Raw genomic sequence first — 25,073 nt, forward strand, 5'->3', positions numbered from 1 at the left:
CCCGGCGAATTACGCGCCAAGCACGTATTCGTGCGAGGCTTGCACCAGGCGGCGGGCGCGCTCGAGATCGGCCTCGAGGCGCCCGCCGCGTTTGAGAACGCGACCCTCGACCAACACCGTGTCGACGTTGCCGGGGTGCGCTGCGAGCACGATGGCATCCGCGGGGGAACTCAGTGGTGCGAGGTTGACGTCCGTGGCGCGGATCAAAAGAATGTCCGCGGCCTTGCCCGGGCTCAGTGAGCCGGTGCGGCGCTCCAAGCCCGTGGCCCGTGCCCCTTGCAATGTGGCCCAGCGCAGAACGTCGCGTGCGGAAACGCGCGCCTTACGCGACTCGAGTCGATCGCGCCGTGCGACGGCGAAGGCGGTGCGCATTTGGGTGAACATGTCACCGCCGGCGGCCGTTTCGCTGTCGATGCTCAAACTGGGGGTGAGCCCGGCCGCCAACATGCGCCCCAGGACAGGCACGGCGAGGCCGTCCATCCCGAGCTCGATTTGCGCGGAGACCGACACGGTAACGCCGTGATCGGCCAAAAGCTTCAGCGCGTGGTCCGTGGCACCGGCGCCATGGACGACGGTGATGTCCGGGCGGAGCAAGCCGGCGGCGTGCATTCGCTCGATGCCTCGATTTTCTGGCCCCGGTTCGCCGACCGCGACATGCGTCGTAATGCGGACCCCGAGCTCGCGTGCGAGCGCGAAGTCCTCGGCCATGGCCACGTCGCTGCTGAAGTCCGGACCACTTGCGGCCATAGCCAAGGTGAGGAGCCCATCGTCGCTGGTGAACCGCTCACGACGCAGCCTGCGAATGTCGGCCGAATGCCGTCGCGCCGCGGGATCGCTCCCCGGCGGCGGCTCGATGAACGTGCCACCATGGCCGAAGACGGCGCGAAGTCCCGAGTCGGCGAGTGCGGCGACGGCAGCATCCGCGTGGGCCGGCGAGTTCTGGATACGCGACCAATCGAGCAAGGTGGTGACGCCGCTGTCGATGGCCGTCAGCGCACCGAATAGCGTGCCGGCGTACACATCCTCCGGGCGCGTGCGTCGGCCGGCGGCAACCATAGCTTGCGCGAAATAGTCCCCGAGCGACCAATCGCCGCCACGGTGCCGTAGGGTCGTCTGCCACGTGTGGCGGTGCGTGTCGACGAAGCCGGGGAGCACCAGCATGCCGGAGGCGTCGAGGATCTCTGCATCATCGGCCGCGAGCGAGGGACCGATGGCTGCGATCGTACCGTTCTCGACGAGGAGATCTCCATGTGGAAGGTCCGCCGCGGATTCGTCGGTGCGGACAATCCAGCCGCCGCGGATGAGGGTTCGTTGCGTCATGATGGTAATTCCTCGTCGAAAAGGTTGATAGAAAGCTTTATGAAAAGCTTTCTAAGTCGTAGATCGCCCGAGCCTCTTCGTCAAGCTCTCCAAGCGAATTGGCTAACGGCGACAGACCTCCGCGAGCATGTCGCGGAGCCAGCGTTGTGCCGGGTGCGCATCGTTGCGCCTGTGCCACGCGAGCACGAAGGTCGTGATGGGCAACGCCAGCGGTGGTTCGAAGACATGGAGCGGAAAGGCCGCGGCGGCGTGTTCCACCACGCTCTTCATGAGCGTTGCGACCAGATCGGAGGAGGCCACGATGCCCGGCGCAGCGAACATGTGCGGCAGCGAAAGACCCAATCGCCGCGATAGTCCGAGTTCCGCCAGCTTCTCATCGACGTGGCCACGCCGGTCTCCCTCGGGAGAGACCAAGAGGTGCGGGTACGCGAGAAAGCGCTTCAACGTCACTTTCTTGGCCAAAAGAGGATGACCCTCGCGCACGACGCTCACGAAGCGCTCCTGAAAGAGCGGCTGGCTGATGACATTGGTCCCCCAACGGGCCGGAACGCCCACCGCTGCGTGCGCGGCGCCGCTTTCGAGGAGCTCCTCGGCCTGCTGCCGATCGGTGAAGCCGCGCACGTGCACCACCACCCCAGGCGCCTCCACCTCGATGCGTCGGACGAGACGGGGCAGGACCACGAATGCGGGATGGTCCGAGAGCGCGAGGGTGAACGTCGCCTTCGAGGCCGCGGGCTCGAAGGCCTGTGTGAAATCGAGCGTGCGTTGGATCTGCGCAAGGGCATCGGACAGCGGGGTACTGAGATCCAGCGCCCGCGGCGTGGGCTGCAGCCCGGTCGGACTGCGCACGAAGAGCTCGTCGTGAAAGAGCGCGCGCAGGCGAGAGAGCGCCGCACTCATCGCGGGCTGCGTCCGACCGATCCGCGCGCCCGCCCGCGTGACGTTGCGTTCGGCCATGAGCGCGTCGAAGGCGACGAGCAAATTGAGATCGATGCCGTGCATATCCATGTCGTGGATGCGCAAGCATATCAATTATCGATTGGGAAGATGTCGGGGCCGTACCTAGCTTCCTTTCGTCGGCAGCCGTCGACCTCGAAAAACGGAGTCCCCATCATGCGTGCGACGACCCCAAACGGGCTCGCGGCGGGCGATCTGCAGATCGTGCAGACGTTCTACCGCGCGTTCAGCGACAAGAAACCCGAGCTTCTCGACGAGGCGGTGACGCCGGATTGGGAGGACATTCCTCTGGCACCCGGTCAGGGCCCGGGCCCCGATGGCCTCAAGCCGATTCTCCAGTCCATCGTGGCGGCCTTCCCGGACCTGCGCATCCACGTGGAGGACGTCATTGGTTCTCACGGTCGCATTGGCGTTCGCGCCAAAATCACGGGCACGCACCGCGGCGAGTTCTTCGGGATTGCCGCGACGAACCGGCCCATCTCGGTGGCCCTCCACGAATTCCACGAGATGGACAACGGCCGCATCAAGCGCACATGGCACCTCGAGGATTGGTTCGGAATGCTTCTCCAAATCGGAGCGTGGCCTCCGGCTCGCTCCCTTCACCCGGAGAGTGCGTGATGAAGGCGCTTCGCCTGCACGGCTATCATGGCGAGCAACACATCTCCTTGGACGACGTTGCCGCACCGACTCCGGGGCCCGACGATGTCTTGGTGCGCGTGGCCGCTGCCGCGGTCAATCCGCTCGATGCAAAGCTCGCTCGGGGCTACTTCCGAGACGTCTTCCCGCTAAAGCTCCCTTACGTCGTGGGAACCGATCTCGCGGGCACGGTCGAATCGGTGGGGGCCCGCGTGACCGCGTTTCGCCCGGGCGATCGCGTCATGGCCCGAATCGAAGCGACGATGGGAGGAGCCTTCGCGGAGTGTGCCGTCGTACCTTCGTGGCTCGTCGTCCCCGTGCCGACGCAGTTTGGCTTCGAGGAGGCCGCCGCCTTCGGCACCATCGGAGGCACGGCGTGGCAAGGGCTGTTCGAGGTCGCCCAGATCAACGCATCGACGCGCCTGCTCGTGACGGGCGGCGCCGGCGGCGTCGGAGGAATGGCCGTGCGGCTCGCCGCCTCCATCGGTGCGCGGGTTTTTGCGACGGCGCACGCCCGCGGCCTCGAGTTCGCAAAACGACTCGGCGCCGAGCGCGTATTCGATGCCGAGGGCAAGCTCGATCTCGACGACGTCGACGTCGTCTTCGACACGGCGGGCGGTGAAGGGCAGCATCGGCTGTTCGACGTCATCCGCGACGCGGGAATGCTCGCATCCATCGTGCAACCGCCGGACGGAGATATGGGGCGCACCCGTGGCATCGACGCGCGCTTCGTTTTCCACGAATCGAATGGTTCGCGCTTCGCCGTGGCCACGAATTACTGCGCGGCGCACCAGATCAAGCCGTCGATCGACTGCGTGATGCCGCTCGAGGCCGGCCCGGAGGCCATCGCGCGGGTGGCCTCGGGAAAGGCTCGCGGAAAGGTGGTGTTGCAGCCATGAACCTGAACGCACTGCGCGCAAACCCCGCCGTGGCCCTTCTCGTACTTCGCGTGGGCCTGGGCATGAGCCTGTTCTTGCGGCACGGCGTGGAGAAGCTCACGGGCTTCTCCGAAATGGCCGCGCGCTTTCCCGATCCATTCCACATGGGTCGCGTGCCGAGCCTCGTCATCGCACTCTTGTCGGATGGCATTGCCTCGCTGCTCATCGCGGCGGGGGCGGGAACGCGGCTGGCCGCTGCCTATGTGGCAGGCAACGTCGCGGTGGCGTGGCTCTTCGTGCACCACCTGGAGTTCTTTGGTCCTCAGGCCGAGCACGGAGAGCTCTGCGCCCTCTACGTCTGCGGTGCCTTGACGCTCGCCCTCTCGGGCGCGGGCCCCTACAGCATCGATGCGATGATGCGCCGTCGGAGCGATGCAACCGTAGGGTCGGCTGCCAACGCGGCCCGACTCTAGGATGCACCTTCAGATGGTGCCTGGCGGAGAGAAGGGGATTCGAACCCCTGGTACCCTTGCGGGCACACCTGATTTCGAATCAGGCACCTTCGGCCTCTCGGTCATCTCTCCGCCGGCCACCTTCGTCGATTCACCGATGCATTGTCAAGGCTCTACAGCGCCCGTGTGTGCAAGATGTCCTCGGCGCTGCTGGCAATGGTCTCGGCGAGGCGGTCGATAGGCAGATCGTTGGGATCTTCCCCGAAGGGATCCTCGATTTCTACGCCGATTTCGTCGATGCCAATGAGGGCGAAGGCCAGAATGGCGCTGGCCATGGGTGTGTACCACCTCGTCGCGTCCGCCATGGCAAAAGGAACCGTGAGGGTGAAGAGCAACACCGCCAGCTTAATGTGCTGGGCGTACGCGAAGGGGATGGGGGTACGGACGATGCGCTCGCAGCCGCCGAGGGCATCGAGGAGCGCCGTGATGTTCGGGTCGAGCAGCAGCACATGGTGTGGTGCGAGCACCCCGCGGCGGGCGAGGTCCTCGATGCGCTTCGACAGAAACGAGGCCACGACCGGCGCGCGCGCCTTCTTCGGTTCCAAGATGGCCCGTTCCTCGGGCGTGAGCCGTTCGCCCAGCGCGCTCAAATCGCGCTGGGAGCGGAGGCTTTGCACCGCGAGTGCGAAGAACGCGCTCAGGTAACGTTGGACATCCTCGACCGCGCGCTGCACCTCGGGCTCCTGGCGGGTGCCGACGAAAGCCGCCACCTGCCGCGCCATGTCGCGCGAGCGATTGACCATGGTGCCGAGGAGCTTTCGCCCTTCCCAGTAACGGTCGTACGAGGCATTGGTCCGAAAGACGAGGAGCAAGCCAAGCGCGACGCCGATCAGGGTATGGGCAATGGCCGGGATCTTGAACCCGACGCTGGCATTGAGCCCCGCGGCCAGAAAGCCCACCACGCCCACGATGAGCACACGGCCGAGAAGCCGCGGGCCAATCGTCCCGCGAAAGCGGAAGGCCACCGCGAGCCAGTTTTTCGCCTCGTAATCAATCACGGCTCGAGCGTTGCGTTGAAGGCCGCATCCCTGTCAAGCGGACAAAGCGAGCTCATCTTCATGCCGTGCTGAAAGGTGCGTTGGCTGGGACGGATCACTGGACGTGCGGATGTTCGCCCTCGCCATCTCGTATTCGTAAATGCCATTCGCCGTTCTCAATTGTCACATATTCGATTTGAGATGACGTCATTCGGACAGCAAATCTCCGGATTGGAGAACTGGCGCGACACACTGGGCCTTTCCAATACCAGGCTTGCAGGACATTCCGCCCCGCCCTATTTCGTTTTGAATGGCTGCGTCTGACGCAGAATCGCTCTATCAGCTTTTCCAAGCATGTGTGCGACGGTATCCGCAACGCATCGCCGTGCGCTTCGGGGCCCAGGCGCTGACCTATTCGGAATTGCACGAGCGGGCCGAGTTCCATGCGGCGAGGCTGCTGGATCTCGGTGTGACGCCGGGCATGCCCGTTGCGATGCTGACGGAGCGTTCCCTGGAGATGATCGTGGGCATTTGGGCCATTTTGCGGATTGGAGCCGCTTACGTGCCCATCGATCCCGAGTATCCGCAGGAACGGATTCAATCGATTCTGCGCGACAGTGGGGCGCTCGTTCACCTGACGGTGCCGTTTCTCGCGCAGGACGCGCCACCGGGCCGGGCAGTCCTTCCACCCGCGGGGCCTGCCGCGGGGCCGGCGTACATCATCTACACGTCGGGCTCGACGGGTGCGCCAAAGGGGGTTGCGGTGACGCATCACAATGTGATCCGAACCGTGGCTCGACCCAATTACATCGATATCGATGCAAAGGACTGCCTTTTGCAATTGTTGAACTACGCCTTCGATGGGTCGGTGTTCAACATTTTCGGCGCACTGCTCAACGGCGCCACGTTGGTGTTGGCCCAACGGGACGATGTTGCCGATCCCGAGAGGCTGGCCGCGGTGATCCGCGATTCCGGCATCAGCGTGTTGGTCCTTACGACGGCGTTGTTCAATGTGTGCATCGACTACGATCCCTCGATTTTCGATTCGGTGCGAAAAGTGCTGTTCGGCGGTGAGCAGGCTTCTGTCCCACATGTGAAAAGGGCATTCGAGCATCTCGGGCCGGGAAAACTGGTGCACGTATACGGCCCGACCGAAACCACGGTGATCTGCAGCGCCCACACGATCGAGCGCGTTGGGGAGACGGTTCCCATTGGAAAAGCCGTGGCCAATACGCGCCTCTACGTTCTCGATGCAAATCGAGAGCCGAGTCCGATCGGCGAGCCCGGTGAGCTGTACATCGCAGGGGAGGGGGTGAGCCAAGGCTATTGGAGGGATGCGGAGCTAACGCGTCAGCGGTTCGTGCCGGATCCGTTCGTCGCCCGAGGCGAGGCCAACACGCTGCCGCTGATGTACAAGAGTGGCGATCTGGTGAAGTGGCAAGAGGACGGGGAGCTCGTTTTCATCGGGCGGGTCGACCAGCAGGTGAAGGTGCGAGGATTCCGAATCGAGCTCGGAGAGATCGAAACGCGCTTAATGGAGCATCCGCAGGTGAAGCAATGCGTCGTGGTGCTGAAGGCGCAAAAGCTCATTGCATTCGTTACGACGGCGGAGGTCGTGGACGGCGATGCCTTGAAGGCGCACCTTCGTACGACCTTGCCTTATTACATGATTCCCGAGCGGTTCGTGCACCTGCCGCGCTTGCCCCTCACCGCGAATGGAAAGGTCGATCGACAAAAGTTGGCGAGCGATGCCGGCGAAGGGGCGCACCCCGGTCCGCGCGTGCCGGCGCGTACGGCGCGCGAGGAGACCTTGCATCGGATTTTCGCCGAGGTGCTCGGCGTACCCGAAGTGGGCGCGGACGAGGGCTTTTCCGACATTGGGGGCAATTCGCTCAACGCGATCACGTTGGCAGCGCGGTTGAAGCGCGCGGGATTCTCCGTGACGACGCGGGACATTCTGCATTGTCAAACCATCGAGCGCCTGTTGGCGGAGGTGTTGCCCCTGCCAGCACGGGAGCCCGCCGCTTCGCAGGATACTGGCACGGGGCTGCGACCGTTGGAGCAACTCGACGTCGAGGCCGTGCGGCGCCTTTTGGATCCGTCGCTCGCGCACAATGACCAAATCCTCACCAGCACGGTCGTGGCGAAAGAGTATCCGCTCTGCGCAATGCAACAATTGCAAATTGGCTTCGAGACGCCCGCCTGTTTTGCCATGCATCCGCTGAAAGGCGCGGTGGAACTACCTGCCCTGCAGAGAGCCTATGCCGCTTTGATCGCGCAGCACGGATTGCTGCGAAGCGCGGCCGTCGAATCGGGCGAGCGGCACGTTTGGCGCGAATACGAACACCGCGCGGAGGAGTTGCCGTCGATTCCGGTGATCGACCTCGCGGAGTACGCGGGCTCCACGTCCGCCGTGCAGGCGCGGGTCGAGCAGGTCGCTACGCGCGTGTACAAGGGGGCGCAGATACTCCACCAGCTCGTGTTGGTGCGGCGAAACGGCAACGAGCACTTCCTGGCGTGGATCGTAAGCCACGTGATCCTCGACAAGGTCACGCAAGAGATTCTCACGCGTCACCTGATGCGACACTACGAGGATGCGCTTCAAGGACGACCCCCGCGCACCGAGGCTTCCCCGTCGTTCGAAGATTACACGCGCCAATTGGCCCGCGGTCCGCAGGGCATTGGCATGCAGCACATCGTGCAGTCGTTCCGTCTTCGCAAGTTTTACGAAGCCAAACAAACCGCCAAGCGCTTGGTCACGGCGACGGCGTCGCACTCGGCGACCAATTTCAATATCGTGCTACCCCTGCGGAGCGCATGGCAAGTGGAGAATACCCTGGAGGTGGCACTCACTGTTCATGCCAAGGGCCTCCAACGCTACCTGCAGATGGATTCATTGCCCCTGCTGTTCGTGACGGAGGGGCGGCAGTACGAAGGCCGGCGATATTACGATACCGTGGGTGAATTCACGGATGCCGTACCCCTGCTCGTGGATGCGCGCTTCTCGTCCCAGGAGATCACCGGGTCCGTCGTGGAGCGGATGGACCTGCTGAAAAAGCACAATTTGAACTTCCTGCACCTGCTGTTGGATCCCGCCGCGCGGGCGCTGTGGCCCGAGGTGGCCCGGCTGATGGACGCGGGAGAAGGGTTCGAGGACTTCGATATCTTGATGTTCAATTTCCTGGGCAACGTGGACGACACCCCCGTCGAGGAGACGTGTCGGGTGGAGCCGCACCCATTGCCGATTCAAACCCTGCTCAATGGCATTACCACCGTATGTTCCGATACGCTGGTTTGCTCATTTCGCACGAGCTGCGCGGTGGACGTCGCTCGAATTCGAGCATGCTTCGAACATGCCGCGTCGGAGTTGCCCTAACCAATGGCATCGCCTGGCAAGTATCCGCTCACGCCCTCGCAGCAGCGGATGTGGATCATTCACCGACTGAATCCGGGCAGTACCGCCTACAATTCGCCCGTCGTACGGACCATCCGCGGAAACGTGGATCCCCAGCGGCTGGAACGCGCCTTTCTGCAGTTGGTGCAGCGGCACGAGCAGCTCCGTGCGGCGTTTTGCCTGCGCGGCACCGAGCCGGTGCAAGAGATTCACGATGTTTCGTTCTTCGAGTTGACCTACGTCGAGGGCGTGGCCGCCGAAGACGTCCCGGAGAAGATTTCCGATTTCATAAGGCCTTTTTCGCTGGAGCAGGCACCGCTGCTGAGGGCTGCGGTCTTTCGTCTGGACGCGGTCTCCGAGTACGTCCTCGTATTGGATCTGCACCATATCGTTTCCGATCTTCGGTCGGAGGACATCCTCGTTCGTGATTTGTTTCGGCTGTACCACGGAATGCCGCTTCCCGAGCTTGGTGCATCTTACAAGGCGCACGCGGAGTGGCTAGCGGAGCATGCGACCGTTGCCCAGTTGCGGAGCGAGGAGGACTTTTGGCTCTCGAAATTCGCGGGTGAGCTTCCCGTATTGCAACTTCCGGCCGATCGTCAAAGGCCCGCCGTTTTCGATTTTCGCGGCACGATTCGCCACTTCCCCATGGGGAAAGAACGGTCCGATGCGTTGCGCGCGTTTTCGGCGTCGCAGGGTATTTCGCTGCGCGACCTCGCGCTTGCGGCCTTGTTCGTGTTGCTGGGCAAATACAGCTTTCAAGAAGACATCATCGTCGGTGTGCCCCACGAGGTTCGGCCTCGGGACGATATGGCGGAGCTCGTGGGGCTGTTCATCAACACATTGCCCATTCGCGCGCACGTTCATCCGGACAAGGTCGCGCGAACGTTGCTGGCCGAGGTTCGCGACGATGCGCGCGAGGCCCGTCGGCACTTTCTCTACGATGTGCGATATCTGGTGGAAAAGCTGCAGCCGCCGCGGGACCCGAGCCGCAATCCCTTGTACGACGTTTTGTTTTTCCATCATCGCCTGCAAACGGCAACCTACGGAGAACTCGAGGTGGCGCCCCGCGAGTTCGTCCACGACAAGGCGGAGGTGGACCTTACCTTCGGTCTGCTGGAGACCGATGACCAACTGAGTTTTACCATCGAGTATGCCACGGCCTCGTTCGAGGCCTCGACCGTCGTCCGGATGGCCGATCACTACCGGCGCGTGCTCGACGTGCTCGTTGACTCGCCCGATGCGCGTCTGGGCGACATGGACATTCTCTCGATCGAGGAGCGGCACCAACTGGCGTCGTTCAATGATACGGCGCGCAGCTATCCTTGGAGGACAATCGATCGGCTCTTCGAAGAGCAGGTCGCGCGAACACCGGATCATCCGGCGATGCGATATCGGAACGAGACGATCGACTATCGCGAGCTCGACGCGAGGGCCAACCGTGTGACCAATCTGCTGCGGGCGCGTGGCGCCGCCCCGGGCGACGTCGTCGCGCTGCTGGCCCAGCCCTCGCTCGAGATGATCGCCGCCCTGCTGGGCATTCTCAAGGCCGCGTGCGCCTACCTGCCCATCGAGCCGAGCTTCCCGGTCGAGAGGATCGCGCACATGCTCCGATCGAGCGATGCGAAGTTGTTGCTGACGCAACTTCCTGCGCCCTCGCAGCTACGAAACGTCGAGATCGTCGAGCTGGGTCAGGCCGAACGCTACCCCGCCGACGCATGGCAAACGCCCGAGGAACCTGACCCGGCGGCACCCGCATGCGTGTTTTACACCTCCGGTTCCACGGGAAATCCGAAGGGTACCCTGGTGCGGCACTACAATGTCGTCCGGACCCTCGCGAATGCCAATTATCTTACGGTGCATCCGTCGGACCGGCTGCTCCAATTGGCAAGTTACGCCTTCGATGCCTCGCTGTTCGAAGTGTTCGGAGCTCTGCTTCATGGCGCCACCTTGGTCGTGGCCGACGAGGATTCTCGGCGAGACCTGGGCCGCATCGCCACGCTGCTTGGCGACGAACGCGTATCCATCGCCTTCATGACGGCGGCACTGTTCAATGCCATGGTGGACGAGAAGCTCGAGGCCATGACCGGATTGCGCAAGATCCTGACGGGCGGGGAGCGCGCCTCGGTCCATCACATGCGCAAAGCCGTGGCGCAGCTCGGTCGCGGCAGGTTGCTGCACATGTACGGCCCCACGGAGAGCACCGTCTTTGCGACGTATTACCCCGTTGATCATGTGACGGAGGACGCGGCCGGCATCCCCATTGGATACCCGTTGTCGAATACCAGGGTCTCCATTCTGAATGGCCGCTCCCCCGTGCCCGTGGGCGTGGCAGGCGAGGTATGCATCGCAGGGGATGGCCTGGCCGCGGGGTATTTGGACGAAGCGCTCACGGCGCAAAAATTCGTCGTCATCTCCGGCGAACGCGTCTACCGCACCGGCGATATTGCCAAGTGGCGCGACGACGGCACCATCGAATTCATCGGCCGAAAGGATCGGCAAACGAAGATTCGCGGCATGCGGATCGAGCCCGAGGAGATCGAGGCCGCGCTCCAGAGCCACCCCGGGGTGAAGGCGGCGGTAGTGCTCGTTCGCCAAGATGGTCGGGGCGACAAATATTTGCAGGCTCTCTATGCCTGTATCCGCGGTGGCGCTCCCACGCCCGACGAGCTGACCGCCTATGCGAGTCGCCGCTTGCCCTCCTACATGGTCCCGACCTCCCTCGCCATGGTGGAGGCTTTTTCCCTCGATGCCAATGGCAAGATTGACCGCCGGCGTTTGCCATTGCCCGCACTGATAGAGACGACGGACGGCCCAGTGCATCCTCCCGTCACGGAGGACGAGAAGGCGATTGCGGCGATTTGGAAAGAGCTATTGAATCCACCGTGCGTGGATATCCATCGGAGCTTTTTCGAAAGCGGTGGCCACTCGTTGACCGCGGCAATTTTGTCCAGTCGACTCGAGCAAGCGTTGCACGTGGCCATTCCGCTGCGTGACATCTTCGAGCATCCCACCATTGCGGGGCTGGCCACGCGCCTCTCCAGCAATCCGAGGGGCCAGGCGCACCATTGGAGCCCGGTGCCGAGCAGCACGAGGCAAGCGTATTATCCATTGAGCTTTTCCGAGCGCATGGTGTACGTGCACCAACATGCGACCAAGGGAAATCATGGCTACCACTCCATTTTTCCCATGCTCGTCGAGGGCACTCTCGACGCCGATCGACTGGAGCGCGCCCTTCGCGCCCTCGTGCAGCGGCACGAGGCATTTCGGAGTGCGTACGTGCTGCAAGACGGCGTGCCCGTCAAAAAGGTCGTGGACTGTGTCGATTTTCATCTCGTTCGCGAAGAAGGAACGGCGGCCGACGTTCCGGCGATCGCGTCGATACTTCGGGAAGCCTATGACCTTGCCACCCCACCGCTCTTCCGGGCGTGCCTGTTGACCGTAGACCCCGAGCGGCACGTGCTCGTGCTGGCCAATCATCATATCGTGTCGGACGGCGTCACCGAAGCGCTGCTCATGCGCGAAATTGGGCAGCTCTATCGGGACGAGTCATTGGACCCGTGCCCCTTGCAATACCGAGATTATGCCGTCTGGCAGCAACGCCAATGGGAGGAAGGCCAGTATCGGGCGCAGGAGCTACACTGGTTGGAGCACCTGAAAGGGCCATTGCCCGTCTTGGAGCTGCCGCTCGATCGCCCGCGGCCTTCCGAAGCGAGCTTCGAGGGCCATACCGTGGCCGTTCGACTGAGCGCGGAACGAACGCGCCAATTGCGCGAGTGCGCGGCGGCGCACCAAACGACGTTGTTCACGCTCCTATTTGCGGCGTACACCGTGCTGCTGCACAAGTACTCCGGGCAAGACGACCTGATCGTGGGCGTGCCCGTCGCCAACCGCACGCACCCCGATCTGCAGGCGATTGCCGGGATGTTCGTCAACATGATTCCCTGGAGGACCCGTCCCACCCCGGACATTCCCTTCGCGGATTACGTCCAAGGCATCAAAATGGCCGCGGTATCCGCGTTCGAATGCCAGGACTACCCCTTCGAACGCCTCGTGCATGCGTTGCAAGGGGAGAGGGACCCGTCGAGAAATCCTATTTTCGATACCATTTTCGTATTTCAAACCACCGGGCCGGCCGTCCTAAACATCGAAGGTTTGCACATTGTGCCGTATCCGCTGCCCGACGCGTCGGCCAAGGTGGATTTGACGGTCGAGGCGTTCGAGTACGCCAACGAGATTCATCTCTCCTTTACATATGCCACCGCCCTTTTCGAAGAGAGCACCATCCGGCGCATGGCGGAGTCCTTCGTGTGTCTGCTGTCGGACATCGTGCTGCAGTCGGAAAAGCCGCTCCGCTCCCTCGCGTGGCTCACGGAGGCCGATGCGACCCGACTCGTTCATGGATTCAATCCTCCCGCCACGGCGTACCCCAAAGAGAAATCGCTGTATCAACTTTTCGAATCGCGCGTGCAGCAGCAACCGCGGCATATTGCCGTGCGTTTTGGCGACGCGGCCCTGACCTACGAAGAACTGCACGCGCGTGCCGAGTCCCTTGCCGAACGGCTGTTGGATCTCGACGTGATCCCGGGCACGCGCGTTGCGATGCTGACGGAGCGCTCACTGGAGATGGTCGTCGGCATCTGGGCCATTCTAAGGATAGGTGCCACGTACGTTCCCATCGACCCCGGCTACCCGCAGGAGCGAATTCAATCGATCGTGCGCGACAGCGGCGCACGCGTATGCCTGACGACCGCCATGGTCCACGCGGAGGGTGCGCGCGCAGGCCGGTCCAACGTTCCGCCGGTGGGGCCGCCCAGTGGACCTGCGTACATCATGTACACCTCCGGTTCGACGGGTGCACCCAAGGGAATTGCGGTTTCGCATCACAATGTGATTCGAACGGTGGTGCAAACGAATTACATCGCCATCGAGCCTGGGGATAGAATTCTGCAGCTCTCGAATTATGCCTTCGACGGCTCCGTGTTCGACATTTTTGGAGCATTGCTCAACGGCGCCACGTTGGTATTGCCCCGAACGGAGGACATCACCGATCCCGAGCGATTGGCCGCGGTGATCCGGGAGTCCGGTATCAGCGTGTCGTTCATCACGACGGCCCTGTTCAACGCGTGCATCGACCACGATCCATCGATTTTTGGCCCGCTGCGGAAGGTGTTGTTCGGCGGCGAACAAGTTTCCATCCCACACGTGAAGAAGGCGTTCGCCCATCTGGGGCCGGACAAACTCGTGCACGTGTACGGCCCGACGGAAACCACGGTGTTCAGCAGCGCCCACCTCATCGAGCGGGTTGGAGAAATGGTCCCCATTGGAAGGCCACTGGCCAACACGAGGGCCTACGTCTTCAATGCAAACCAAGAGCTGAATCCCATTGGCGTGCCCGGTGAGCTGTACATCGCAGGGGAGGGGGTGAGCCAGGGGTATTGGAACGACGCGGAATCGACGCCGCAGCGGTTCGTGCCCGATCCATTCGTGCCCGGTGCGGTGATGTACAAGACGGGGGATCTGGTGAAATGGCAAGACGATGAGGAGCTCCTCTTCATCGGGCGAGCCGACCTGCAAGTGAAGCTGCGAGGGTTCCGAATCGAGCCCGGGGAAATCGAGGCGCGGTTGCTGGAGGATCCGCGGGTGCAGCAATGTGCCGTCGTGGTGAAGGACCATCGGTTCATCGCCTATTGCACGGCCTCGGAGCCTCTGGACGATGCAGCGCTGCGAGCGCATCTCGAGAAGACGCTGCCCTATTACATGATTCCCCATCGGTTCGTGCAATTGCCGCAGCTGCCCCTTACCCCCCAAGGGAAAATCGACCGGCGAAAGCTCGCGACGCTCGCGGAGCCGCGGACCCGTTCCGACGCGGTCGTCGAGCCACGCTCACCCGTGGAGCAGTCGCTGGCCGCCGTATGGTGCGAGGCTTTCGGGCTCGATGCGGTGAGCGTGGACGACAATTTCTATGCACTGGGAGGGCACTCGCTGAAGGCGCTGCAGATTGTAAGCCTGTTGCAGAAGCGCGGGCAGGTGCTCTCGGTAAGCGATCTCTTTCGCTACCCGACCATCCGCGAGCTCGCCACGGGGGTCGTGCGGCAGCTGGAAACCAAGCCGAACACCGGTGCCATTGCGAGCACGCACGATGGCATTCCCTTGTCGGCCGTCCAATATCGCTTTTTCCAGCGAGGCTTGGTGGACCGCAATGTCTTCAATAGCCCATTCCTCGTAGCGTTGAACGAACCCGTCGCACCCGCCGTCATCCAGCAGGCCCTGCACGGAATCCTGGAACGGCATCGCATCCTCACGGTTCGTTTCGAAGAGCATGTCCCCGGTCGCTGGCGGCAGCATTACGGGATGCCCGACCCCCGGCGGTACTTCGCGCGGGTCGATCTCTCGAGCATCCCGCCGTCGGAGCACGACGCCACCATCTCCGCGCGCAGCGCCGCGCTTCAGGGCGAATTCGCCATCACCGAAGGGCATTCGTGCAAGGTATTGCTCTTCGAGAATTACCAGCATCGGCGCAAGCAGGTCCTTCTCTTTCTGTTTCATCATTTGGTGTTCGATGGCATCTCCTGGGACATCTTCCTCGACGAGTTTCAACGCCATTGCCGAAACCAGCCCATCCCGGCCAACCACGCGACCTCGTATGCTGAATGGTGTTTGCACTTGGGGCGCTACGCAAAGGGGGAATCCTTCGCGGAAGCGGCCGCCCATTGGCAGGGCGTGGCGAGGCGTGGGCAGCCCTTCTTACCCGATGAAACCGCCCGGCCGTATGCGCTGCAGAAGGAAATGGTCCACCACATCACGCGGCCTCTTCGCAGCGCCGACGATGTATCCAGCCTGCATCGTGCGGTCCAGTCCTACCAAGCGAATACCTTTCATCTACTGTTGGCCGCATTTTGCTGCGCCTGCCGCGATCTCCAGCCACGGACGTCGCTGCCGCTCTACGTGATGAGCAGCCAGCGGGAATCCTTTTTCGACGACGTCGACCTGGCGCAATCGATAGGCTTTTTCGCGGGCGCTTATCCTATTTGCATCGACATGTCCCCCGAGGGCGACGTTCCGGCGGTCGCGCAGGACGTCAAGCACACGCTCCTCGGTGTCCCCAAAGGAGGGCTCGACTATTTTGCCATGCGATTCATGCCGCCCTTGGCGGGACGGTACGAAGGACTCGACCACCCGTACCCCATGTTGTTTCACTACGTGAATCACCAGGACCGTGCACCGGGTGACTTTTGCACCCCGCTGCACTTGCCGGTGGGGCTGACCCACTCGCCGGACAACCCCTCGGCGTACCTCGTGAATGTAACGGCCACGCTCGATGCGGATGGCCTGCAATTGACGATATATCACAGCCAGGCTCACTTCCGGGCCGACACCATCGAGGAGCTTTCCAGAGCCTTCGAACGCCACCTGCAACGCCTCGTCCAGCACCTGCCAGCGGACGACCATCAGAGCGCCGCCCAATGAAAATATTCGAGTTTTGCCCCTTCTTCAATGAACGCAAAATCGCAGAGCTCAAGGTCAAAGAGGCCGGCTACTGGATCGACGAGCTTCATTTCTGCGAAGCGAACAAGACGTTCAGCTACGAGGACAAGCCCTTCAACTTCGATACGGCGCTCGTGGGCCGCAAAGTGAAATACCATCGCCTGAGCGCCGAAGAGCACTTCGAGCCCCTGCGCGCCGACCCATCGTATTACCGCCCGGATACGTGCAAGGCCGAGCTCTTCGATGATTGGTATTGGCACCTGCTCGCGCACAACGTTGGATATGGCAATGAGGCCGTACAGCGCAATCATTGCCGTCTTCTCAAGGACACCGTGGGCGACGACGACATCGTCATTCTTTCCGACGTCGACGAATTCCTGGATAGCCGCTTGGCCGATCGCATCGTCGACGCCGTGAAGCGCCATCAGGTCATCACCGTGCGACTCCACTTTTCGGTGTTCTACCTGAATCTCTTTTGCGACAAGAGCCACGGTGCGAACGATTTCAGCTACCGCACCTACGCGATGACCGGTCGCTATTTTCGAAAGATGCCCTTCACCGCCGACTACCTTCGCAAAAAGGGCATTTCCGAGGGCCTCGTGCGCACCGTGCACTGTCCCGAGGGCTTCATGGGCTTTCACCATTCATGGTTGCAACATGCAAGCAATGCCTTCGACAAGCTGAAGGCCTTCGAGGCCAATGTCGCGGACAAAAGACTCATCCGAAGCGACTTCGCCGAACAATGTATCCGCGACATGCGGCTGCCCTATATCGACGCCAACCTGTACGTCGCCAACGACAAGCCGTTCCTGCGCTCCGTTTTGGAGTCCGACACGGAAGGCCTCTGGTTCGGCGACGCGCGCTAAAGCTTGGGCCCGTCTACCGGACCGGAAAACGACGCCTCGGGAACAACCGAGGCTTCTAGGTCGCAAGTGCCGGAAATTTCAGCGGAGAGAGAGAGATTCGAACTCTCGGTACCCTTGCGGGCACACTTGATTTCCAATCAAGCACCTTCGGCCACTCGGTCATCTCTCCGTTGCCTTGCGGGGGTCCCGCGCAGCGACACGACGTCTAGCACACCGGCTGCGCCTGGGGCAGAGAGATCATCGCCCCCACGCTTTTAGGGCCCCCGCCGACTTCGTATCCAGGGTGACGGGCTCCCGCGGGACCGCGGATTCGCCGGGTTCGTGCAGGATCGCGAAAAGCATTCGCTCCAGGGCCTCGGTTGCCAGGGGATGCGTCGAGCTCACGTCGGCGATGCAGGCCGGCTCGATCAGCACGTCGCACAGGTCCTCGCGGCGATCGGAGCCCCGCAGCACGAAATTTCCCAGGCGAAGCGCGTAGCGGTTGCCCGCCGTCGCCAAAAGCGGTCGCCCCGACTCGGGAACCGAGCCCGCCATGGTCCGGTACAGATCGACCCCGCGGAAATAGCTCGATGGCGAAAGCGCCAATGCGTTGGCCATCGACGTCGCCAGATCGACATCGGCCGTCGGGGCCTTTACCCGCTGCCCGCCGGCAAATCCGGCCGGGGGAACCACGACCAGCGGCACCCAGAGGAGCGGCTCCTCCGGCGGCTCGCCCTCGCCGAAGGGAACGTGGCTCGGGCTATGGCCGATCTCATCGACCGACAGATCGCCCGTCACGAACAGGGTCGTGTCCGCATCCCGCCCGGTCCGGCGCAGCGTCGTCAAAAGCCGCCCGAGGGCGGCATCGTGCGCGGCGACCGCGTGCGAGTAGAGCGCCCACGTTCGGGCCCGGTCCGTGTCGCCGAAATGAATTGCCGGCGGCACGTGGCGCGCCTTCGAGAGCAGCTCCGCGGCGTGTTTCGGGTCGATGCTTCCCGTGTAGCCCGACGGTTCGAGGCCCTTGAGTTCCTCGCCGGTGATGTCCCACGGAGGGTGCCCGCCGCGCGCATGGATCACCACCAGGAACCGGTCGCCCTTGTGCGCTTCGATCCACTCGGCGGCGTCGTCGAACACCCGGGTGGCGAGCACGTCTTCGTCCGGACCGTGCGCCACGAAGGTGCCCCAACCCCGGTCGAATCCGAACAGGGCCGACGTGAGCGGATTCGCCGTGAACATCGCGCTCACGACCCCGGCCTGCCGCGCGACGTCTGCGATGGTCGTCACGCCTTGGGGCAACCGCGCGTCGAAATCGTTCACCGCGTTCGCGCGGCCCGTGCGTCCGCTGAGCATCGCCGCCAACGCCGCGTGCGACAGCGTACTCGTCGAGCGGTGCGCGTCGAACACCAGGCCGCGCGCGGCCAGCCCGGCGAGCTCCGGCGTGGGAAGCACGCCGCCGTAAAGCGAGAGCGTTTTTGGCTGCAGCTCGCCAAACACCACGAGCACCACCCCGCGCCCGTGCGGCGCCGGCGGGGCCTCGGGGGCCTTCGGTGCCACGATGCCGGGATCGCCCAGGAGCACGCGTGCGCCCGGCGTCGCGCGAATCACCTCCACCTCGAACGCGCCCACCGTGCCGGTCACCGGCCGGCCCAGATCGCCGAGCGACGCCTCGGCCTTGGTCCACGAACCCCCGTGCGCGGAGAACGTCGTCTCGGAGATTTTCCCCGTGCGATCGGCGAGCACGCTCATGCGAAGCTCGGCGTCGCCCTTGCCTGCGATGCCGGCGAAGGCCTGGGCCGTGCCGCCCTGCGGAATCCAGCCAGTGCAACGCACGAAGCCGGGCGCGCGCAATGAGAGCGCCCGCCGCGCGACACCGTCGAGCGTCGGATTGGCCGTCACGTCGTTGCGGGTCGGTGCAGCGTAATTCGCGTCCGGCTCGCCACGGCCAATGTGGATCCAATCGATCTCCGCGTACGCCTCGCCCGCCGCGGCTTTGGGCACGCCGTTGAAGCGCAGGAGCAGCTCGTTCGCGCCCGTCGTGGTCAACTCGCTCGAGGCGCGCGCCGTGAGGATCTTCGTTTCACCTTTGACCAGGCGCCAGTTCCCCACCGGCTTTCCATTCAGGTACACGCTGATCGACTTGGCCGCGCCGCCGCGCACGCGCGCCTCCACGAAGGAGTCCGTCGCCTCCGGGTTCTCGGGCTTCTCGCCGAAGTCCCGCTCGAGCGCGACGAACTGCAACGAGGCGGCCTTCTCGCGAAAGCGCGTCCACGTGGCCCCTTCACGTTCGAGTGTCTCGGGCGTGGGCCGGCTCATCGCGTGCGCGCCATAGCGTGCGCGCGTGCTGGAATCGCCCAGGTCGAGCAAAATTCCGCGATGGCCCAAGGTGCAGCCTTCGAGCTCCACCGCATCGATGGATCGCGGTGGGGCCGGCGGCGTGGTCGGCGGTGCATTCGAACCGGTCGGCGCCGTGGCGGCCTCCGTGGAGGACTCGCCACGTCCGCAGCGATCGCACGCCGCGCAGGCGGAGAGGGCGACCATCAACGTGGCGCCGCGCGCGACTCGCTTCGCATGGATCACGGGGACCTACGGTTCGATGGTCGATGCATTCGGCGCGTGTAGCAGCTCCGTGGCCGCAAGGTCCATGTCCGTCATTGGACCACGGCTCGCTGCAACGGCTTTGACGCCTGCATCTTTCGCGCTCGCTTCCTTTGCGGGCCCTTCCTTCGCGGTGGGCTCTTTGCCCTTGCTTCGCGCGGAGGCCGGCTGCGTCGCGGCAGCCGACACGACCGGCGCCGGCGCCACCTCGGGTTGCTCGGTGACCTCGTCGCGCGAATCGAACGCGGGGGCCGGCACCGCACCGGCCGCGGCGGCAGCATGCGCCGGCGCCGGTGCACCCGTGGCCAGGCGCGCGGCGAGGGCTGCCACCGCCACCACGCTGAAGAGCCCCATGCTGAACCACCGTCGCTCGCGCTTTTTCGGCGGCGCCGGATTCCTCGCCGGCACGGGCTTCACCGCCACCGACGTCATCGGCGTGACCGACCCCGCGCCCATCGACTCGATCAGCGCCACGTTGGACGACGAAGGCTCGGGCTCGGCCGCGGGCACCGGCTCGGGGCTCACGTCGACCTCGACCCCGGCTTCCGCCTCCGCGCTTCGCGTCTCGAGCTTCTCGCCGGACTCCATGCGCAAGGCGCGATCCACCGCAGGGCGCAACAGATCCTCCCCCTGCACACCGCGCACCTCGCGCACGGCACCGCGCGATGCCACATCGAGCAGCGCCGACTCGAGCAGCACCGGATCCACGTTTCCACGCAGCATCACCTGCCGCGGCGACTCCCCGGCGGACACGCGTTCCACCAGCCGCCGCACCGGCTCGGGCGTCGCGCCGAGGTAGCCGGAGATGATCTCCGAGTCCACCGTGACTTTGGTCACCGACAGGATGCGCGCCCCGGACAGGAGCTGCGCCGCACCGCGTGCGCACGCAATGGGTTCCGCAATTTGCGCGCGCAAAGAGCCCAGAAGCTCCGGCTCCAGCGGCTCCTCGCTCGGCGACACGTGAAAGCGACCGGCCCACACCCCGAGCATCGCCGCCAGGGCGCGGCTTCCGCGAAGGACGGTGCCATCAGGCGCCGTCCGCCACGCGCGGCACGGCACGCCGTCTCGGATTTCCAGCTCGTACACGAAGGAGGCATCGCGCAGGCAGACGTGCGACTTCGGCCGGGTGCTGCACACCAACTCGAGCAGCGAACGCACCGTCAGCCCATCGAGCCGCCCGCGCACCTCTTGACGCCCACGAAGCCGCGCCTCGATGCGCGCCCGCGGCCATAGCGCCTCGCGCACCCGCGCGAGGATCGCCCGCGCGTCGCTTTCCTTGCGCAGGTAGCCCGCCGCCCCGGCGCCGAGCTCGCGCACGCGCTGGAGCATGTCCTCTTTCCACGAGAGCAGGATCACCGGCGTATCGCGCAGCGCCACGTCCCGCGCCAGAAGCCGGGTCAGCTGAAAGCCATCCAGCTTGGGCATGAGCACATCGCTCAGGATCAAGTGGGGCGCCGTCTTGTACGCGAGCTCCAGCGCCTCGTCGCCGTTGCGCGCCTCGGAAACCACGCAGCCCGTCGTGCGCAGCAGGTCCGCGATGAACCAGGTGACGCCCGGATCATCGTCGGCCACGAGCACGCGCCGCCCATCGAGCCGCACATCCGCCGCCGCACCACGTCCGCGTGAAAACGCGCGATCCGCCCCCGCCTCGCTCGCCGCCTCGGCACCCGTCGTCTGGGCCGGCTTCTCCGCCTTGGCCACCGGCTCCGGCAACGTGATCTTCACCGTCCGGCCGCGGTGCTGATCGGCCGCCTCCAGGCACGCTGCGAAAAGCGCCTCCTCGCCGGCCGGCTTCTTCAGCGTCTTGGCCACGCCCAGCGCAATGAACCGCGCCTCTTCCGACGCCTCCTCGAAGCGCCCGAGCACCACGATCGGCAGCAGCTCGGCCCGTTCGAGCAACGTCTCCACCAGCTCGTCCGCGCCTTCGATGTCGCCGTCGACCACGACCACATCGGGGTTCATCTCCTGCGTGAGAACCGCGGCGTACGTCGCATCGGTGGTGCGCTCGCACTCGAACGAGGCCTTCGATCCCGTCGCCTCGGAAATGGCCATCGCAATCGCGTCTTCGCCCACGACCAGCGCCGTGTGCGGCGTTTCGGCCGGGGACGGTGCGCCGCCTTCGTCGGCCGCCCGCCGCGAGGAGACGTCTTCCCAGGCCAGAACCGGCAAATCGTCGAGCAGCCGCCCGATTTCGTCGAGGTCGCCTTGCGACAGAGCACCGTTCGGCCCCATCCGGTCCAAAATCGATTCCGCCCGCGCAATCGCCACGCGCGTGGAGTCGAAATGAAGCAGACGCGCCGCCGTGCCGATGGCGTGGAGCCTGCGCCGTACGTCATCGCGCGGCCCCCGCGCCTTCGGATCCGCCTCCAACGCACCGAGCGCCGTACGCACGTCGCCGGCTTTTCGTCCGAGGGTGCCGACGAAGTCGGCCTCCATACCGCCGAGCCTTCCGCTCGCCGCGCCCGTCAGGTTTGGCTTCGCTGCGCCCATCATGTTGGAGGCCGTTATCAGACGCGCGGAGAGTGGGCCAAATTGTCCGCGATCTTGACATATGCTTGGGTTTCCCATGGCTAGCCCGCTTCCGCTTCGGTTCCGCCAAGCCCACGAAGACGACATCGGACGCCTCCTCGACATCCAGCTGGGCGCATTTCCCGATTCGCGCAGCTTCGAGGCGCGCAAGCGCCACCTGCAACAGCGCATCTTCGGCGACTTCGGCGACCTGTACGTCGCCACGCACGGCAGCCAGCTCCTGGCGCAGGCCTTCGTCTACCCCATTCAAGGCTGGTTCGGTGGCCGGCGGGTTCCGCTCGGTGGCATCGCCAGCGTGGCTGTCGCCGCCGAGGCGAGGGGGCGCGGCGTTGCGCGTGCGCTGCTGGAGCACGTGCACGAAGTCTCGCGCGCCCGCGGCGATGCGCTGACCCTTCTCTATGCCTTCCGCCATGGTTTCTACCGGCGCCTCGGCTACTCCGCCGTGACGCCGATGGTCCGGCTCGAGGTGGCGCCCGCGGCCATCCCCGAGGCGTGGGTCTCCGCCGCCCGCGGCGCATTCCGCATCCTCGATCGCGACGATCGGGACGAGCTCGTGCCGATGTACGAGCGCGCGGCCCTCCGCGCGACCGGCTGGCTACGACGTCGTTCGCTCGCCTGGGAGCGATGGCTGCTCGACGATCGCCGCGCGTGGTTCATCACCAACGACCGCCGAGGCTACGTCTCGTGGTTCCTCGAGCAGACCGAAGATCATGCGGCCACGCACCTGGTCGTGCGCGATTTGGTGGCCGAGGACGATGCCACCTGGCGTCTCATCTGGGGCCTGCTCGGCGCGCAGAAGGACCAGATCCACGCCATCGACGTCTCCGTGCCGCACGACGATCCCGCGCTGCATGCCCTCGTCGACATCGACGCCAACCGCTTTGGAACGGAGCGCGTCGAGCACCCTCTCGGTACGGTCTACGCCGGCCCCATGGTGCGCGTGCACAGCGTAGCGACCGCGCTCGAAGCGCGCGGCTACATCGTCGACGGCGATCTCGTCGTCGGGGTCGCCGGGCAGGAGTCGTACGCGCTCGAGGTGCGCGGAGGCACCGCGCGCGCCACCGTCACGGATGCACCGTGCGATCTCCTCTTCTCGGACGCCGCGATCCTCAGTAGCGTCCTTTACGGCGCGGTTCGCCCTTCGCAGCTGACGCGCGCCGGGCTCGTGACCGTTCGCGATGGCGGAAGCCTCGCGCAGGCCGACCACCTTCTGGCCCTTCCCGCGTTCCACGCGCTCGATCCGTTCTGAGAAGCCATCCCATGCCGTCGATTCCGCCGCGCCCCTCGCAGCCCTCCCGTCCGCCGTCGCAGCCGCCGCTTTCCGATCTCCCGCCCCAGGCTTCGCGCCTCACCCGGTTTGGAAGCGCCGTGGGCGTTGCGTTGGTCGCGTCGGTTCTCGCATCCGGGCCCGCGGCGTTGCGGGTGACCAGCTCCCTCGAGGCGCGCGGCATCTGGCCGGGCCTCGCGGCCGCCACCTTGGTGCCGATGATCGTCTCCGTGCTGACCCTTCGCCAGGCGCGCGTGGGCCTGCGCGCCTTCTCCCTGGGCGACGGGCGCAAACGCAGTTGGTCGCTCTTTCTCTGGGTCGGCTTCGTCTTCTTCACCCTGCTTGCGTTCGGCGCCATGCTTCGTGCGACCACGCACCACCATGCCTTGGCCGGCGCCACCTTCGCCATCCTCACGGGTGCGGCCGCCATCGTTCTCGTGCCCATCTCGCTTCGCCTCGGATCGATCGCCGCACGCTGGCAGAGCGAAAACCGACGCGTGCTCCTCGCGGCCTTCGTCGTGGTGCTCCTGGCGGGTGCCCTTGGCGTCATGCTCGTGCTCGCGCGCATCCTTCCGGGCGGTGCGTCAGGCGCAACACCCGCCGTGTCCGCCAACTTGGTCGACGTGCTGGCGTTCGCCATGGCCGCCCTGCTCGCTTCCAGGCCCGAGTTCGAGGCGCGCCGAACGCTCGCCCTCTTCGGTCCGCCTGTGGCGGCGGCCCTCTTCATCTTCGGGGTGCGCTACCTCTCCGCGTCGCCCATCATCGGCGTCACCGTCGACCAACGTGCGCCGGCGTTCGGCCCCGCGGTCTCCATTTTGGCTGCGCCCGACCGCGCGCCCGAAACGGGAAGCACAGGTCGCGCCCAGCAACGTTGACGCCGTGCCACGCATTGTTACCTTGGTGGCGCGATGTATGAAATGAACCAGTATTCCAGGTCGTACGGCGCAGCGCAGGTCCGCTCCGCGGAGTCGGTGGCGAGCTACCTGCGGCGCGTGTACCTGCTTTTCACCGGCGGCGTTTTCTTCGCCATCGCCGGAGCGCTCGCCGCGCTTTACCTTGGCGAGCCTGCCGTCATCCGCGCCGGCCGCGGCGTCACCCTGGAGGTACCGCCTCTGGTGGCCTTTGGGATGCAGCACTGGCTCATGATGATCGTCATCTACCTGGGCGCGTTCTTCGCGGCATCCGCGCTGCGTTGGCGTCCGGGCATCAACGTAGCCGCGCTCTTTGGCTACACCACCATCACCGGCGTTTTCCTCGCGCCGACGCTCTTCTTCGCGCAGCTCATGGCCTCGCAAGGCGCCACGCTCGACGCATCGCCGGTGCGTGATGCGTTCTTGCTCACCGGCCTCGCCTTCACCGGCCTCTCCGGCTACGTGCTGGTCACGCGCAAGAATTTCTCCTTCATGGGTGCCGCCCTCAACATGGGCCTCTGGGTCATCATCGGCGCGTCGTTCTTGGGCATCTTTTTGCACTCTGCCGTGTTCCACCTGGCGATTGCTAGCGTCGGTGTTCTGCTCTTCTCGGGCTACATCCTCTACGACACCTCGCGACTGCTTCATGATCGGTCGCAGAACGATGCCGTGGGCGCTGCACTCGGACTGTTCCTCAACGTCGTGAACCTGTTCCTCTTCCTGCTGCGCATCCTGTCCTCGTCGCGCGAGCGCTGAGGCCTTTC

14 protein-coding genes and 2 tRNA genes are annotated in these 25,073 nt (G+C 64.7%); 9 read left to right on the forward strand and 7 right to left on the reverse strand.

The window, feature by feature from the left end; all coding sequences use genetic code 11:
• Nucleotides 1-9: 9 nt before the first annotated feature.
• On the reverse strand, nucleotides 10-1,320 hold the full coding sequence (locus tag LZC95_53335) for an amidohydrolase family protein (GenBank protein WXA95194.1): 1,311 nt from the start codon (nucleotides 1,318-1,320) through the stop codon (nucleotides 10-12).
• A 102-nt stretch (nucleotides 1,321-1,422) separates the two neighbouring features.
• Entirely contained in the window at nucleotides 1,423-2,328 is a 906-nt protein-coding gene (locus LZC95_53340; GenBank protein WXA95195.1) for a LysR family transcriptional regulator, read from the reverse strand.
• A gap of 105 nt (nucleotides 2,329-2,433) precedes the next feature.
• Between LZC95_53340 and LZC95_53345 the strand changes: the two genes are divergently transcribed.
• Genes LZC95_53345 through LZC95_53355 form a run of 3 tightly spaced genes read left to right on the forward strand, consistent with a single transcriptional unit; the run spans nucleotide 2,434 to nucleotide 4,264 of the window.
• Nucleotides 2,434-2,895 (forward strand): ester cyclase, encoded by a 462-nt coding sequence (locus tag LZC95_53345; protein WXA95196.1) that lies wholly within the window; start codon nucleotides 2,434-2,436, stop codon nucleotides 2,893-2,895.
• A complete protein-coding gene (locus LZC95_53350; protein ID WXA95197.1) occupies nucleotides 2,895-3,812 on the forward strand; it encodes an NADP-dependent oxidoreductase in 918 nt (305 codons plus the stop codon). Before LZC95_53345 ends, LZC95_53350 begins: the two co-directional genes overlap by 1 nt.
• Nucleotides 3,809-4,264: a DoxX family protein gene (locus tag LZC95_53355; GenBank protein WXA95198.1), complete on the forward strand. Its 456-nt coding sequence runs from the start codon at nucleotides 3,809-3,811 to the stop codon at nucleotides 4,262-4,264. The genes LZC95_53350 and LZC95_53355 overlap by 4 nt, the downstream gene beginning before the upstream one ends.
• A gap of 21 nt (nucleotides 4,265-4,285) precedes the next feature.
• On the opposite strand, the gene LZC95_53360 is transcribed toward LZC95_53355, so the two are convergent.
• Nucleotides 4,286-4,375 (reverse strand) — tRNA-Ser (locus tag LZC95_53360).
• Nucleotides 4,376-4,416: 41 nt separating this feature from the next.
• Complete coding sequence (locus LZC95_53365) at nucleotides 4,417-5,301, reverse strand: bestrophin family protein (protein WXA95199.1); 885 nt, start codon at nucleotides 5,299-5,301, stop codon at nucleotides 4,417-4,419.
• A 289-nt stretch (nucleotides 5,302-5,590) separates the two neighbouring features.
• Between LZC95_53365 and LZC95_53370 the strand changes: the two genes are divergently transcribed.
• Genes LZC95_53370 through LZC95_53380 form a run of 3 tightly spaced genes read left to right on the forward strand, consistent with a single transcriptional unit; the run spans nucleotide 5,591 to nucleotide 17,028 of the window.
• Nucleotides 5,591-8,656 (forward strand): amino acid adenylation domain-containing protein, encoded by a 3,066-nt coding sequence (locus LZC95_53370; GenBank protein WXA95200.1) that lies wholly within the window; start codon nucleotides 5,591-5,593, stop codon nucleotides 8,654-8,656.
• Nucleotides 8,657-8,659: 3 nt separating this feature from the next.
• Nucleotides 8,660-16,144 (forward strand): amino acid adenylation domain-containing protein, encoded by a 7,485-nt coding sequence (locus LZC95_53375; GenBank protein ID WXA95201.1) that lies wholly within the window; start codon nucleotides 8,660-8,662, stop codon nucleotides 16,142-16,144.
• Nucleotides 16,141-17,028, forward strand: coding sequence for a hypothetical protein (locus LZC95_53380; GenBank protein WXA95202.1), 888 nt, complete (start codon nucleotides 16,141-16,143; stop codon nucleotides 17,026-17,028). The genes LZC95_53375 and LZC95_53380 overlap by 4 nt, the downstream gene beginning before the upstream one ends.
• A gap of 82 nt (nucleotides 17,029-17,110) precedes the next feature.
• On the opposite strand, the gene LZC95_53385 is transcribed toward LZC95_53380, so the two are convergent.
• The 3 genes from LZC95_53385 to LZC95_53395 all read right to left on the reverse strand — a co-directional run bounded on the left by LZC95_53385 (nucleotide 17,111) and on the right by LZC95_53395 (nucleotide 22,095).
• A tRNA-Ser gene (locus LZC95_53385) sits at nucleotides 17,111-17,197 on the reverse strand.
• A gap of 68 nt (nucleotides 17,198-17,265) precedes the next feature.
• Nucleotides 17,266-19,584, reverse strand: coding sequence for a sulfatase-like hydrolase/transferase (locus LZC95_53390; protein WXA95203.1), 2,319 nt, complete (start codon nucleotides 19,582-19,584; stop codon nucleotides 17,266-17,268).
• Between the two features lie 6 nt (nucleotides 19,585-19,590).
• A complete protein-coding gene (locus LZC95_53395) occupies nucleotides 19,591-22,095 on the reverse strand; it encodes a response regulator (protein WXA95204.1) in 2,505 nt (834 codons plus the stop codon).
• 73 nt (nucleotides 22,096-22,168) lie between these two features.
• On the opposite strand from LZC95_53395, the gene LZC95_53400 reads away from it, so the two are divergent.
• The 3 genes from LZC95_53400 to LZC95_53410 are packed head-to-tail and all read left to right on the forward strand — an operon-like array spanning nucleotide 22,169 to nucleotide 25,065.
• On the forward strand, nucleotides 22,169-23,380 hold the full coding sequence (locus tag LZC95_53400) for a GNAT family N-acetyltransferase (GenBank protein ID WXA95205.1): 1,212 nt from the start codon (nucleotides 22,169-22,171) through the stop codon (nucleotides 23,378-23,380).
• 11 nt (nucleotides 23,381-23,391) lie between these two features.
• Nucleotides 23,392-24,273 carry a hypothetical protein gene (locus LZC95_53405; GenBank protein WXA95206.1) on the forward strand — a complete coding sequence of 294 codons (882 nt, stop codon included), beginning with the start codon at nucleotides 23,392-23,394 and terminating at the stop codon, nucleotides 24,271-24,273.
• A gap of 42 nt (nucleotides 24,274-24,315) precedes the next feature.
• Nucleotides 24,316-25,065, forward strand: a complete 750-nt coding sequence (locus LZC95_53410) for a Bax inhibitor-1/YccA family protein (protein WXA95207.1) — start codon at nucleotides 24,316-24,318, stop codon at nucleotides 25,063-25,065.
• The last annotated feature ends 8 nt before the right edge of the window (nucleotides 25,066-25,073 follow it).

It is taken from the genome of Sorangiineae bacterium MSr12523 (assembly GCA_037157775.1).
GTDB classification, from domain to species: Bacteria; Myxococcota_A; Polyangia; order Polyangiales; family Polyangiaceae; genus Pendulispora; species Pendulispora brunnea.

What these genes read in the sequence shown, in the direction of transcription:
- LZC95_53395 (WXA95204.1), bottom strand. Translation starts at nt 22,095, where the DNA reads ATGATGGGCGCAGCGAAGCCAAACCTGACGGGCGCGGCGAGCGGAAGG.
- LZC95_53335 (WXA95194.1), bottom strand. Translation starts at nt 1,320, where the DNA reads ATGACGCAACGAACCCTCATCCGCGGCGGCTGGATTGTCCGCACCGAC.
- LZC95_53350 (WXA95197.1), top strand. Translation starts at nt 2,895, where the DNA reads ATGAAGGCGCTTCGCCTGCACGGCTATCATGGCGAGCAACACATCTCC.
- LZC95_53370 (WXA95200.1), top strand. Translation starts at nt 5,591, where the DNA reads ATGGCTGCGTCTGACGCAGAATCGCTCTATCAGCTTTTCCAAGCATGT.
- LZC95_53405 (WXA95206.1), top strand. Translation starts at nt 23,392, where the DNA reads ATGCCGTCGATTCCGCCGCGCCCCTCGCAGCCCTCCCGTCCGCCGTCG.
- LZC95_53400 (WXA95205.1), top strand. Translation starts at nt 22,169, where the DNA reads ATGGCTAGCCCGCTTCCGCTTCGGTTCCGCCAAGCCCACGAAGACGAC.
- LZC95_53380 (WXA95202.1), top strand. Translation starts at nt 16,141, where the DNA reads ATGAAAATATTCGAGTTTTGCCCCTTCTTCAATGAACGCAAAATCGCA.
- LZC95_53355 (WXA95198.1), top strand. Translation starts at nt 3,809, where the DNA reads ATGAACCTGAACGCACTGCGCGCAAACCCCGCCGTGGCCCTTCTCGTA.
- LZC95_53340 (WXA95195.1), bottom strand. Translation starts at nt 2,328, where the DNA reads ATGGATATGCACGGCATCGATCTCAATTTGCTCGTCGCCTTCGACGCG.
- LZC95_53345 (WXA95196.1), top strand. Translation starts at nt 2,434, where the DNA reads ATGCGTGCGACGACCCCAAACGGGCTCGCGGCGGGCGATCTGCAGATC.
- LZC95_53410 (WXA95207.1), top strand. Translation starts at nt 24,316, where the DNA reads ATGAACCAGTATTCCAGGTCGTACGGCGCAGCGCAGGTCCGCTCCGCG.
- LZC95_53375 (WXA95201.1), top strand. Translation starts at nt 8,660, where the DNA reads ATGGCATCGCCTGGCAAGTATCCGCTCACGCCCTCGCAGCAGCGGATG.